The organism is Calothrix sp. PCC 7507 (genome assembly GCF_000316575.1).
GTDB lineage: Bacteria > Cyanobacteriota > Cyanobacteriia > Cyanobacteriales > Nostocaceae > Fortiea.
The window spans coordinates 5,784,496-5,798,064 of record NC_019682.1 but is presented as its reverse complement, the minus strand read 5'-3'; the positions used below and the strand labels follow the sequence as shown (position 1 = coordinate 5,798,064).

The following is a 13,569-nucleotide window of genomic DNA, read 5'->3' as shown; positions in this document are numbered from 1 at the left end:
TAATGAGTTGTTGAATGAGGGAGAGTTATGCAAGAAGTTTCTAGCTATCATCAAGAACTTACTAACCGCATCTCGCCAATTGTGGAAAAGTTATTTAAAAGCAATAGTTTGTATTTGGTGAAATTAAAAAAATGGGAAATGATGGAAATGTTGGTAGACCTTTTTGGGCAGTTTTCACCAGAAGAAATGCGAGCGATTAAAGATGATGATTTAACGCGCAGAATTGATAGTATTCTAGTTTTAGAAGCGGTTTCTGGTACTTTAAATGATTTAACACCAGAGCAAATCAAAATTTACGATGAAGCAGTAAAGCGAAAATAGACAAAGTGACTTATTTACTTGATACAAACATTGTCAGCTATATTCTCAAAAAAAATGTAAATGTAGAAAATAAGTTCCGAGAAGCACGTCGTCTCCAAAAAGATATATTTATTAGCTGCATCACTTATTATGGGGTTAAACGGGGACTTTTAGCTATTAATGCTACAAGGCAGTTAGCTGATTTTAGTTTGTTCTGCCACAGATATCAAATTTTGTTTTTAGATGATATTGCAATTCTGGAAAAAGCCTGTCAAATTTATGTAGATTTACAATCTAGGGGTTTAACTATCCAAGAACAAGATATATTGATAGCGGCTACAGCAATTACACGCGGTTTAATTCTAGTTTCCAATGACTCTGATTTACAGGGAGTCCAGGGAATTAATTTAGAGAATTGGGCAAAAATAGAATCTTGAAAAGGTAATTTGCTGGTGACTGGTTGGGAGCATTTAGAACGCTTGGCTGCTAAGTTAAGGGAATTAGGTGTTAATCCCTAAGAAGATTAATACCATCAATAACTGATAACTGATAACTGATAACTGATAACTGATTATTGCTGTTGCTGTTGCCGTTCTGCCATTTCTTGGATAGAAATCATGCTGTTGACTCTGTCTATATCTGCCATCATCAAAACGGCTCCTTCTATTTCTGTACCACTCAGAGGAGTAATTGCTAGATAACATTTGATTTTTCGGCCGCGACGATTGGTAGCATCGAGGATCATTTCTTGAAATGGCTTTTCACCAGATAGGGAATCACGAATAGGCGATCGCAGTTGCTCGACGGATAAACCAATGTCTAAACTCAACAGAGACTGTCCGACAACTTCGTCATGCCGCAAACCCCAGAGATCCTCTATGATATAGTTCCAAATTAAGACTTTAAAGCTTTTGTCAATTACAACTATTCCAGTTTGAAGACTCTTCAGGATGGAACTAAGAAAAATATTTGTGTGGTTGAGTTCGCTAGTACGCTGACTAAGTTCATGATTAATTGTCTGTAGTTCTTCATTGGTAGACTGGAGTTCTTCGTTCATAGTCTCCAATTCTTCGTTGGTAGACTGGAGTTCTTCGTTGGTAGTCTCCAATTCTTCGTTGGTAGACTGGAGTTCTTCGTTGGTAGTCTCCAATTCTTCGTTGGTAGACTGGAGTTCTTCGTTGGTAGTCTCTAATTCTTGCCTAGAGCGTTGCAGAGCATCTTGGAGTTGAATATAACGAGTCACATCATGAAAGATAATACTCACGCCTAAGAGACTTTTATCGGTATCTTGTAGAGGTATAATCCGCACATCTAAATATTGCATGTCGGCGTTGGACAAGTAGCGCTCTACACTTGTCAATGTAACGGTACGGCGTTCGGTGTATGCTCGGTCAATGAGCGATCGCAGTTCTATGGGTCGATAGGAAAGCTCCAAATCTTGGAAGGGGCGGGTTAAATCGCTAGGTGATAGGCCAAACAAAGTCCGCGCCTGCTCGTTCACCAGCACTAAAGCGCCATTGATGTCAACAATTACTTGGGCAATTGATGCTGAGTCGAAAGCCAGCTCTCTGAGCCGGATGTAGCGTGAAAGACGACTATTAGATTCATCATCTCCTGAACTAGCCATAACTAGGAGGCGATCGCGCAAATTGACTGTGGATATTTTAGTAAATATTCGGTTTTTCAAATCTACTGGGGTAAACAGATTAGAGTACATCAACAACATCTCTGCTTTCCCCAAAAACAGATAACCTGTATCATTGAGGGCAAAGTGAAAGCGAGCTAAAATTCGCCTTTGACTCTCAGAATTAAAATACATCAGTGTGTTCCGACACACCAATAAGTCTAAGCGGGAAATCGGTGCATCCTGAAGCAGATCGTGACGACCAAAAATCACCGAACGGCGGAGATCTTGGCGGAAAATATAATTGTTCCCTGATATCTCAAAGTATTTTTGCCGCAACTCTAGGGGAATGACCTGGACTTCTTTACTGGAATATACAGCTTGTCGGGCTTGGTTGAGTGCTTCTTCATCGACATCTGTGGCATAAATTTTTACCCGTTGGCGAAATTCTTCTAGCCCCAATAGTTCCGCCATGATGATTGCTAAAGTATAAGATTCTTCCCCAGAAGCACAACCAGCACTCCAAATCCGGATTTGATCAGAACTTCTTTTATAGCTAATGATGTTGGGTAATACTTGCGCTGCTAAATATTCCCAGGCTGCTGTATCTCTAAAAAATGCTGTGACGTTAATCAGGATGGTGTTGAACAGATAATTAAATTCTTCTGGGTAAACTTCCAAGTAGTCTAAGTATTCCCCAAAATTCTCTAAGTTAAATGACTGCATCCGCTTAAGTACACGACGCATCAAGGTGGAGCGTTTGTAACCTGCAAAATCAAAGCCCCGACTCTGCCTTAAATAAACAAGTAGATTTTCAAATTCCGGGTCTTTTTCTGGGATTGTCATAAGCAAGCCAAAATCATAAAATCCTCTCTGCCCTGGTTTAACCGTCACCCATGACCAAATTGACCAAAGCGGCTGATATTTCTGCCAAAGGTAGAATAAAATCTACATTCCCTGTATTAATAGCTGCAGTCGGCATCCCCGAAAATTCGGCGGTTTTTTCATCCTGAACGATGACAGTACCACCCATTTTTTTGATTGCTTCTACCCCCATTGCACCATCGCTACCTGTGCCACTCAGCACGACGGCGATCGCCCTGTCTTGATAGCTAGCTGCAACTGATTCAAATAACAAGTCCGCAGAAGGACGCAGGAAATGTACTAATTCTGATTGGGATAGAGACAAAGTACCATCACAGTTGGCTAATAGGTGACGGTTTGGCGGGGCAATGTAAACAATTCCTGGGTTGATATTGTCACCCTCTGCTGCTTGTTTGACATTAAGAACCGTCCGCCGACTGAGAATATCTGCCATTAGGGAGCGATACTGAGGAGCGAGATGTTGCACTACAGCGATCGCAGCTGTAAATTCTCTGGGCAAAGTGGATAATACTTGAGTTATAGCTGTCAATCCGCCTGCGGAAGCTGCGATCGCCACGATATCAAAGGCAGCATTGGCAAAGTAAGGTGGGTAATTGTCGGCATGGGCTGCCATTTGTGTCATGATTTTTTGGCTTTTACTATTAGCCAAATTTGCTAGTTACTAATAGCTATAGACGAATGTTAAATTTTTAACTCTTCTCATCTAAATCCTACATTAAATTTTACCATTTTGGCATCTTTTTTACACCCAACCATTCATAACATTGAGTTAATCTTCGGCTGCCAATATCTCCTTTGCCTGTAAAAGTTGCTGCTTATCTTCCTCACTTACCGTAGGGTATTGAAGATTCAGTTCTTGTAATTTTGTGCAAATAATATCAGCAACCGCAAGATGTGTAAACCACTTGCGATCGGCAGGAATCACATACCAGGGTGCCCATTCAGTGCTAGTATGATTGAATACTTGTTCATAAGCATCCATATAATCATTCCAAAAACCCCTTTCACGAACATCATTCACAGAAAATTTCCAATTTTTTTCAGGAGATGCAATCCGGTCTAAAAATCGTTTTTTCTGTTCTGTCTTTGAGACATTTAAGAAAAATTTAATCACGACAACACCATTATTTGTGAGATATTTTTCAAAATTGTTAATTTCCTCAAAACGTTGTTTCCAAATTTGATTGCCCTGAATAAAATTAGGGAGTTGCTGGTTTTGCAGAATTTCTGGATGGACGCGAGCTACTAGCACTTCTTCATAGTATGATCTGTTAAATATCCCAATTCGACCCCTCTCTGGTAAAGCTTTCATTGAGCGCCAAAGGTAGTCATGATCTAGTTCTTCTGCACTTGGCGCTTTAAAACTAAACACCTGACATCCCTGCGGATTGACACCAGACATTACATGTTTAATTGTGCTATCTTTACCAGCAGCATCCATTGCTTGAAAGATAATCAGCAATGCATACGTATTTTGGGCATAAAGAATATCTTGATAATTTGCTAGTCGTTGAATATCAGTCTCTAATTTACCTTCAGCATCAGTTTTTTGCTGATAATTAGCCTTGTAACTAGGGTCATAGTCTTTGTGCAGAGAAATCTTTGATCCGGGCGGCACAATAAAAGCATCATGATTCATATTAAATGTGAATAGTTTACTATTGACACATAAACTTAGCCACATTTTGCACCATATTTTGCACTATAGCAATCATCAAAAACAATATCCCCAACTTCTTTGAGAAATTAGGGATATGTAGCTTGTAGTTTTCACAACTTAGATAAGATTATCCGATAGGATGTTAATTAAAATTAACAAATTGTTTTGATTTTTTAAAATCAAGTGCAGTCAACAATCATCAAAATTTATCTTTCTTTAATTTTGGTCGCCTTGGCATAGGACGCATCGCTTCTCGACCCAAGATAAACATCCCAGTTACACCCAAGCTAACAAACCAAACATATTGATACCAGTATTGGCGAATTTGCCCAATTGTGCTGAGTTCTGAATGCAATGTGTTCAAGTCAAGCAGCAATACAAGTATCATCAACGCCCCAAAACCAACAAAGCTTAAACCTACCTGAATTCTGGCAGGTCGCAAATCAAAATCGCTAATCTGGTCTAGCTCAATTTCTGCGAGTTCATTTAAAGAGTTTTCTGCTAAAGATGAAGTTGCTTGTACTTTTTTGCTGAGTTTTGGAGGCAAAATCGGCACTAGTGTTGCTACAGTCGCCCGGCGTAGCCTAGCTTCAGTGTCTCGCAGCAATTTTAGTGGTTGATGATTAGTAGCTGAAGGCTCCGCAAATTCTATATTATCTGTAGTATTGGGATTCGTGGCTTTCCCTTCACAATCCATACACAGCACGCCTCAGAATAACCAGGATATCAATAGCCTAGCTAATCACCTAGGAGCAGTGCAAATATTTACTATAGGTTATCAAAAATCAAGGGTCAAACAATTTTGGATATATATAGGACTAGTATTTGATTTTTGAAATATACGTAGGGTGTGTTAGCGTTCGCTTTTAGCGTTCCCGTAGGGTAGCGTAACGCACCAAAGTCTTAGAACGGTGCGTTACGGACTCCGTCCTAACACACCCTACAAATACGGAGATTTTTTCAGAAATCAAATATGATTCCTATAAATATATTTAGACAGTCAACAGGGCAGCAACTATTTATAGTTACTGCCCTGTACGTTATTAGCTATCTAAGTGATTGCTTACGCAGGTATTAACACTGTGTCGATGATGTGAATAACGCCATTATCAGCGGCAACATCAGGAGTTGCAACTGTCGCATCATTGACTTTAACACTTTGATTAGAAGCATTAATTTTCACATCAGAACCTTCAACAGTTTTAGCTGACTTCAACTTCACCACGTCGGCTGACAGCACTTTACCGGAAATAACGTGATAAGTCAGAATTTTCTTGAGCTTGGGAATGTCCTTCAGTAATGCATCTACTGTGCCTGCAGGAAGTTTAGCAAATGCTGCATCAGTAGGAGCAAAGACAGTAAATGGGCCAGCGCCTTTGAGAGTATCTACTAGGTTAGCAGCTTTGATTGCCGCAACTAGAGTGTTAAAAGAGCCTGCATTAGTAGCGGTGTCAACAATGTCAGCCATGTGTTTTTACGTTTTATGTTATGTAAAGCTTCCGTTACAAACTTAATGTTTTTTAAGGTAAATAGTATCTACCCTGAGACATGTGACTAATCTATTCAATTAGTAATATGCTGTTCTACATTTAATTTATATATAAGTTTTAGCTGTTGACTGTTGATAGTCAACAGTCAACAAACTTGATGAGTGACTATTGCATCACCTCATAAAATCTTTGTGGGCAGCTACAAGCATCTGGGCTTGCCTTAAAACGTTGCCAAATAAATAAGCAGGAATTTGCCAAGCTGCAACAGTAACTTCTTTAGCGAGATCCTGTACACTAATTGCGATTAATTCATGTTCTGGTGGCTCTCCTTCAATTGCACCAGACCATGTAAAAGCTAATAAAAAATCATCATATCCAGGCAAAATGGCAATTAAGCACTGCTCTTGTGCTTGCTGGCAAATAATTCCGTGTTCATTGGCAAGTGCTACGAGTTTTTGGAAGTTATTTAAATTGGTCATTTGTCTTTTGGATGTTGTTTAATGTCAGGATTTAAATGTTTGGGGTGTTAAGAATTATTGCAGCTTAGTCATGGTTGACGTATAAACTTTACTGCGATCGCCCAATTTTATCAGCAGCAATTGTTACTGTTCAAATAAAAGCAGCAGCATCAACTTTTTAGCAAATCTTGCTTGAATAAGAGCGATAATTACCTAGGACTAGCCCTTTCAAGGTGTGTTAATGTTCTGTGTTTTCTGGGCTAAAATCTTAGCAGTTGAGACATGGGGCTTGTTCTGAAGATAAGTTAGTTTTGGTTGAGCAATCTTTAGGCCTCTTGGGTGGCGGCGAACAGCTCTGAGCTTGGCAAGACCTGCCTTTCGGTTTGAGAATTTCCGATAATTCAAGGTCATGTTGTGAAAAACACGCCATTCTTCAGGGGGAATTGCAATCATCATCCCCTGGTAAGTACCCCTGATTTCGTAAGCTTTGTAGTAGCTGGAAACTGCCGTTTCAATCTTGTCAGTCCTGTGAACACTCCTGAGTACAGCTTTAACCAATGGATATCAAGGAAGAGTGTCCCATAGCAGTCATTGATAGTGTTCTCGCCTAGAAATTTTGTCAGATCGAATACAGCATGTGCTTTCACGCTTAAGTTATCGTAACTTACACGAAAATTTAGACTAAAAATATAAACTACGGTAAGCTTATCGACAAAGTGTATAATACAATCTGACTTTAGGCTCGTCTATAGACGAGCCTCATAATGATGGGCAAACCAATAAAATAATCAACCGCAAGAGTCATCAATCGATAGCAATTGTTTGAAGAACTGTTTTATAGAACAATTGCCAAGTCTAGGGAGAAGAGAAAGTCATAGGGAGTAAAAGTGATCAACGCCATTCTGATTAATCAAAACTTGACAACAACAGGACAAGTTACACCACAACAGATCCAGCAAGCGAGCCAAGAGGGTTTTAAATCAGTTTTAAATCTGCGATCGCCAGATGAGCTAGGATTTCGCAAAGATGAACAACAAATAGTTGAAGCTTTGGGGCTGCATTACACAAATATTCCCCTCAAGCTGGAAGCCTTAAACGAGGAGTTACTTACCAACATCCTCGCAACACTAGAACAAGTTCCTAAACCTGTGCTTGTACATTGTGCAGCAGCTATGCGATCGACAGGAATTGCGTTGTTGAGTATCGCCATCGAAGAGGGATTAACACCAGAACAAACCTTAGAAAAAGCTCGACACCTGGGCTTTGGCTTCTTTGAACATGCCGGTGTCAGCCCCAAACTAAAGGAATTATTTGTCAAATATTTAAGTAAATACGGTAAAGTAGCTGTCGCCAAGTGATGATCTATGGGACTTACACAAGTTTCATATTTTTAACGCGAGAGGTTGTCAAGAGTCAAAAGGAGCCAGTGCGTTGGGCGGGCAACGCCCGACTTGTCCGGTTTTTTGTGGGTAATATCCAACGCTAGTTGCTTCACTTAAGTTGACACCAATGCATTGGTGTCAACTTAAGCTCAAACTCTTACCCCACCCCTAGGATTTAGCCATCGCATTCTTTTTGCAAATTGGTTTTACGGAATATTTCTAAAGAAATTTATTACTCAGTAACTGCGTAATTTTAATTTGCAGTTTTTCTCTTAATTGTTGTGCATGTTTATAAGCTACTGTACGGTTTTTCGGTGAATTACTGTTTTTTTCTACAGGCTGAATAAAATAATGTAGGCGAGTTCTCGTTGCCCAAACACCCATTGAGGGAAATAGAAGCAAGACAAACATCAATGGCGAAACAGGCAAGAATGGTAATTTGAATAATCTTTGCAATTTTTTGATATTGACAGTCCAAGGATGTAAAGATTCGCTACCAATACATGCAACTGGGAGAATGGGAACTTGATAGCGATCGCTTAATTGGATAAAACTAACATCAAACTTCTCTAATTGATAGCGCTTGCTCCAACCCTTCAAAGGCCCACGTAAACCCTCTGGTGCATACAAGACAATTTTACCCGTTTGCATCACCGCTTCAAAATCACTCAATTCTGCACGGATACCGCCTAACACTTGTAACCATCCAGGCGGTAACCACCAAATCATCCAAGCATGTTCAAACAATGATACACCGGCTAACGGTTGCACCACCCATCCCCGTGCTTGACTTAAGAGATAACCCAAAGTTACAAAGTCCCAAGGAAAACACATCCCTGCATGATTCATCGCTACAATCATGGAGCCAGTTTGTGGTAAGTTCTCAACTTGTTGCAATTCCCCACGGAAATAATGTTTAACAATGGGAGCAAGAACTTCTTCACGAAAGGCTTGTTGATATTTGGGATTAAATTCACTAAATTCTGTTTGTGGCGGACGACAACCAAGACGCAACCAGCGCATCAGCAGCGCTAAATAAAATCCCCCAGGAATTAAAAATAGTCCGTATTCTAACCAATTCCAACCCTCTGGATCAGAATGATAGTATTGCCAATGGCGGTTAAAGATAATTAGCCAACCTGGAGGGTAATAAAGACAAAACCAATCAAACCAGCTAAATTTATAGCCTTTAAATGACGCTTCTTTTAGTTTACGGCTGAGAAACTGATCAGATATTTTATGAATCACAATAGCTGTGTGAATTACGCAGCACTTGGCTGATATTAGCTTTATCTTAGCTTTCTATGATGGGGATTTGCATCCTACCTCAGACTGAAAGGAGCGCCCAAGTACATCTCCCTATTGCCTATTGCCTATTTTGATGACCCTGTTATCAATTGGTAATGAGAAATCACGGGACCATTCATTCCACGAACCAAAATAATTTCTGATATAAATTCCTGCTTCTCCCAAAGCGATAAGTGTATTAGCAGCCCTAGAACCTTTAAAGCAGTAAACATATACAATCGATTTTGCAGTGATACCCACCGACTGACAAATTTCCAGGATTTCTGTTTTTGAGCGGAACATGGGGATTTCTGATGCCGAATTCATCAAAAGATGCCATTCCAGCCAGACTGCATTGGGGATTCTACCTTTGCGGGGACAAAAATCAGGATCGTAGGGAGAAGAACTTAGTCCAAGCCATTCGATGCGATCGCGCACATCTAATTTTATAATGCTTGGGTCATCCAGTGCCTGCAACATCTCCTGTGTAGTCACCATCAAGGAAGCATCGGGATGTAATGTAAACACCTTGCCTTGACGATGCAAGATTTCATCAGTAATTGGTAATCCAGCCGCCAGCCAAGCTTTATATCCCCCATGCAACACAGACACTTGAGTGCAACCCAAATACATGAGCAAAAAAGCTGCCCGACAAGACTGTCCGTAACCCTGATTTAAACTGTCTTCATAGATAATCAGCCTTTCCGTGCCCGAAATTCCAGCTTTACTCAACACTTCAGTGAAATACTGGTGTAATTTCCTTAATCCTTCTGGATTGGAGTTCTCTAAAAGATAAGTGAAAAATCCTCTGATATTGATGGCGCTGGGGAGATGAGAGACAGCATACTCTTCTGGAGTTCGCGTATCAATAATAACAACTGGCGATGAATGATCCTTTAAGAGTGAGGAAAGTTCTTGGGGGGAGATGAGGAGTTTAGTGTCCAAGATGGAATTCTTCTGTAATTGTCCCATCAGAAATTATCGCCCTTCCCAGATTGATGCTTTGAAGTCGCAATCACAGAAGCAGGAATTATTGAGTGTTACAGAAGAACTTTTCTAGCAATACTAATCTCATTTAACCGACAAACCACACCAGTTTTAAACACCGTAGGGGTGAGATGTATTGTGTTTTAGTTTGCGAGCACCCCGTAGTCGATTACCTCTTGACTCTTATCCCAGAAGCCATGTGTGCCAGTTGCGTAAGTCCGACGAAAGAGAAGTTTATAATCCATTGCCAATTAAAATGAAAGGTGCCCAGTAATAAGGATGACTAAATTGATTACCAGCTTCAGCACTTAAAATATTATTATTTTTACCTTGCGTTGCTATTACTGGTGTTTTACTAATTCCTAAATACTTACCCGTAAGTAAAGAGATTTGTGCTGTTCGCAAAGCCTCAGCTTTTGTAGTATTTCCGGCTTGCAATGTTTTATAAAAAATATTCATTAAAGCTTGTGTGCCGCCATCAGATACAGACCATAAAGAGGCGATCGCTGCTTTTGCACCTGTTAGTTGAATTTGGTATCCTAAACCCAAAATTTCTTGGCCATTCCCTAATTTATCCCCTAACCCAGTTTGGCAAGCGCTCAATACTACTAAATCTACATTGGGTAAAGACCAGTTTTCTATATCTTTGAGAGTAACACGTTCTCCATCACCAAACAGAATAAATGAATCCTCTGGAGTGCCTTTTACAAGTAACCCATGAGTTGCCAGATGAATAATTTTGTAATCATTCATTTGGGGAATTGTGACTAGAGGACTGAAATTGTTATCTAATAATATCTTAGTTCCGGGAATTGTTTTTGCTAAGTTTTCTACTTCCTGTTTAGCAAATACCAAACCGCTAAATACTTCTTCCCGACTGGCTAATTTGATAGTGTAATCACCTTTAGTAAAAGCTGCAGCTAGAACTTGTAAGTTTTTCTGTGGTTTACTGTCAAATTTAGTCAGACTTGCAGCAGTTATATTATTAATAATAAAACGTTCGATTAACCAATTTTTACCGTCATATAACGCGGCCAAAGGAATATATCTTAATTCTCCATCTGGGGCATAAATAATTGTTTTAATATCAGCTTGTTTGAGGTCATTTTCGATTGGCTTAATTAGCCAATCATATAATTGCTGTGCTGGAGCTTTAATGTTTTTATAGGGAACTTGAATTGTTTGCCGATATTCAAGAATTACTTTGTTTAATTCTTCTTGTTTGACTGGAACTGTGCGATGAATTGGTGGTGCATCTGCAGTGACTATGACTAACTCTAATCTATCATCTAAAACTAATGGGTAAAGCAATACAGCTTTTTTATTTAATTGGCGCAAATTATCTCGAATAGAATTTAGCTGTCGTAAGCTGAGATTTTCCTGTGCAGATGTAATAGATAACTGCTGAACTAAAGCTGCTACAGCGGGACTTTTAATAAATTTGTTAAACTCACCAGTAATTTCTTGCTCAAGTTTCACCAACTCACCAATGCGCTTTTCTTGAGCAGACGTGCGTTCTTTGGGGTTAATTTTGCGGAGATTTGTGAGTTCTTTACCAAGGGCGATCGCTTTATCTTGAAGGTTACTATATTTCTGCGAAATCTCTTGTTCTTGGGGCTTTAAAGGCAACTTTTCTGGTGGTTGTGGCTCCCGATTAGCTATAATCTTCTCAGAACTACCGCGCCTATTCCCAATAAAATCTTTTACTTCTTGGATTTTGAGTAAATCTAGAACTTGTTGTGCTTCGGCGGGACGATTTTGTTTAAGTAATAAATCAGCGAGTCGGCGATATCTTTCGGCAACGGTTTCTGTGTAAGATTGTTGGATGTCAGTAGGGACAGATCGCAGGCTTTGGCGAATCGTTTCCGTCAGATTGATTGATTCTTTGTAAAAGGCGATCGCTAGTTGTGGCTGATTTTGTTGAGATAACACATCTCCCAGATATTTCAGCGTTTCAGCTTCACTAAGCTTATCACTTACTTCCCGATGTATGGGTAAAGCTTGCTGATAAAACCCTAAAGCTTTTTCGTACTGACTTTGTTTTTGATAAATTTGCCCAAGATTGCTAATTGTCACGCCTTCACCAGTGCGATCGCCTACTTCTTTATAAGTAGCTAAAGCTTGCTGATTTGACTGGATTGCTTGGTCATATTTACTGGTAGCAGTATAAGCCCGCCCAATATTATTTAACGCTACAGCAATACCTTGTTTATAATTGTTTTGTTTGTAAATATTTAAAGCTTGTTGATATAAGCTGAGTGCTTGATCATATTTACCCAAACTAAAATTAATTTGCCCGATATTATTGAGGTTAAGTGCTTCACCTTGGAATTGAAAAGAGTCTTTACCATAATTATCCCCAACATTGGCACGGCTGGTAATTTGTTGTAAAGCTTGGGGATTTTGACCTAAAGCATTATAAAGTAACTCAATTTCTTTCTTAGTTGTTCCTTTATATTCACCAGTGCGGAATTTTTTGTAAATAGTTGAGGATTTATCTGCAAACTCCAAGGATTTTTGATATTGACCTAAGTTAAAATAAGCTCCCGCTAAGTTATTGAGAATTGCTGCTTCCGTACCGTAAAAGCAAGTTAATTTTTCTTTGTAGCAGAAGTCTTGAACATTGGTTAATGCTTGTTGATATATATCAAGCGCTTGAGCATAATTCCCCAAATTAACAGCAATTACTCCTAAGTTATTGAGAGTCGCGGCGCTGCCAATGCGTTCGCCTCTGGCGTTGGCGGAGCCATCGCTGTCTGCTTTCTGTAGCGCCAAATTTTGCTGATAAAATTCTTGTGCTTTTTGATACTGTCCTAGTCTAAAGTGTAGTGCCCCCATATCAGCCAGCAGAGTTTTTTCGCTGGTAGCATAGCTAGAATCCTTGGGATTTGCTGCTTTTAGTTCTCTAACGATCGCTAAAGCAGGCTGATAAAATTCTTGTGCTTTTTGATACTGTCCTAAATTGATATAGGCTTCCCCAATATAGGAAAGAGATATCCATTCATTTTGGGTATCCTTCGTTTGTTTGCGAATCGCTAAAGACTGCTGAAAGAACTCCAAAGCCTTAGAATACTCGCCTTGACGCTGGTATACATAGCCAATATTGACAAGACTATTAGCCTCTCCAGCCTTAGCATTGTATTTTTTGAAAATAGCGATCGCCTGCTGGAATAATTCTAGGCCTGCTTGCAAGTCACCTAAACCTACCAAATCCTTATAAACCAGGCCTTCACCTTGATTATTTAAGGTAACGGCTTCAATGATGCGTTCTTCATTAGTTGGTGTTGGTGCTTGCGCCAGCAGTGGTGCTGAAGTGTGCAATATTAAGGATGGAGAACCTAAAGTTAACAGTAAGGTTGCAGCAATCAGACGTACTTGCATAAGTAAAGATTTTATATAGGGAAAATAACTCTAGTTATAACTCACAGTTTTAGGTTTTCATTTAAACATCAATCTGGGAGGATTCTTAAGTAAAATCCCACATCTGACGTTGGTG

At 39.6% G+C, this 13,569-nt stretch carries 12 protein-coding genes; 3 read left to right on the top strand and 9 right to left on the bottom strand.

Translation table 11 applies throughout. From position 1 onward, the window contains the following. Positions 1-27 precede the first annotated feature (27 nt). A complete protein-coding gene (locus CAL7507_RS24875; protein ID WP_015131245.1) occupies positions 28-321 on the top strand; it encodes a hypothetical protein in 294 nt (97 codons plus the stop codon). Positions 322-326: 5 nt separating this feature from the next. After that, a complete protein-coding gene (locus CAL7507_RS24870) occupies positions 327-737 on the top strand; it encodes a type II toxin-antitoxin system VapC family toxin (RefSeq protein WP_015131244.1) in 411 nt (136 codons plus the stop codon). Positions 738-871: 134 nt separating this feature from the next. On the opposite strand, the gene CAL7507_RS24865 is transcribed toward CAL7507_RS24870, so the two are convergent. The 6 genes from CAL7507_RS24865 to CAL7507_RS24840 all read right to left on the bottom strand — a co-directional run bounded on the left by CAL7507_RS24865 (position 872) and on the right by CAL7507_RS24840 (position 6,438). After that, positions 872-2,770 carry a CheR family methyltransferase gene (locus CAL7507_RS24865; protein WP_015131243.1) on the bottom strand — a complete coding sequence of 633 codons (1,899 nt, stop codon included), beginning with the start codon at positions 2,768-2,770 and terminating at the stop codon, positions 872-874. 37 nt (positions 2,771-2,807) lie between these two features. Next, positions 2,808-3,431 (bottom strand): chemotaxis protein CheB, encoded by a 624-nt coding sequence (locus CAL7507_RS24860; protein ID WP_015131242.1) that lies wholly within the window; start codon positions 3,429-3,431, stop codon positions 2,808-2,810. A gap of 147 nt (positions 3,432-3,578) precedes the next feature. Beyond that, positions 3,579-4,448 carry a polyphosphate kinase 2 family protein gene (locus CAL7507_RS24855; RefSeq protein ID WP_042342464.1) on the bottom strand — a complete coding sequence of 290 codons (870 nt, stop codon included), beginning with the start codon at positions 4,446-4,448 and terminating at the stop codon, positions 3,579-3,581. A 220-nt stretch (positions 4,449-4,668) separates the two neighbouring features. After that, positions 4,669-5,166, bottom strand: coding sequence for a hypothetical protein (locus CAL7507_RS24850; protein ID WP_015131240.1), 498 nt, complete (start codon positions 5,164-5,166; stop codon positions 4,669-4,671). Between the two features lie 366 nt (positions 5,167-5,532). Next, a complete protein-coding gene (locus CAL7507_RS24845) occupies positions 5,533-5,937 on the bottom strand; it encodes a fasciclin domain-containing protein (RefSeq protein ID WP_015131239.1) in 405 nt (134 codons plus the stop codon). Positions 5,938-6,132: 195 nt separating this feature from the next. Beyond that, entirely contained in the window at positions 6,133-6,438 is a 306-nt protein-coding gene (locus CAL7507_RS24840; protein ID WP_015131238.1) for a hypothetical protein, read from the bottom strand. A gap of 866 nt (positions 6,439-7,304) precedes the next feature. Between CAL7507_RS24840 and CAL7507_RS24830 the strand changes: the two genes are divergently transcribed. After that, entirely contained in the window at positions 7,305-7,775 is a 471-nt protein-coding gene (locus tag CAL7507_RS24830; RefSeq protein ID WP_015131237.1) for a beta-lactamase hydrolase domain-containing protein, read from the top strand. Between the two features lie 243 nt (positions 7,776-8,018). Here the strand turns inward: CAL7507_RS24830 and CAL7507_RS24825 are convergent, their stop codons facing one another. The 3 genes from CAL7507_RS24825 to CAL7507_RS24815 form a co-directional block, all read right to left on the bottom strand. Beyond that, positions 8,019-9,047 carry a 1-acyl-sn-glycerol-3-phosphate acyltransferase gene (locus CAL7507_RS24825; protein ID WP_015131235.1) on the bottom strand — a complete coding sequence of 343 codons (1,029 nt, stop codon included), beginning with the start codon at positions 9,045-9,047 and terminating at the stop codon, positions 8,019-8,021. 111 nt (positions 9,048-9,158) lie between these two features. Further along, positions 9,159-10,031, bottom strand: coding sequence for a sulfurtransferase (locus CAL7507_RS24820; RefSeq protein ID WP_042342461.1), 873 nt, complete (start codon positions 10,029-10,031; stop codon positions 9,159-9,161). 276 nt (positions 10,032-10,307) lie between these two features. After that, entirely contained in the window at positions 10,308-13,454 is a 3,147-nt protein-coding gene (locus tag CAL7507_RS24815; RefSeq protein WP_015131233.1) for a tetratricopeptide repeat protein, read from the bottom strand. Positions 13,455-13,569: the final 115 nt, after the last annotated feature.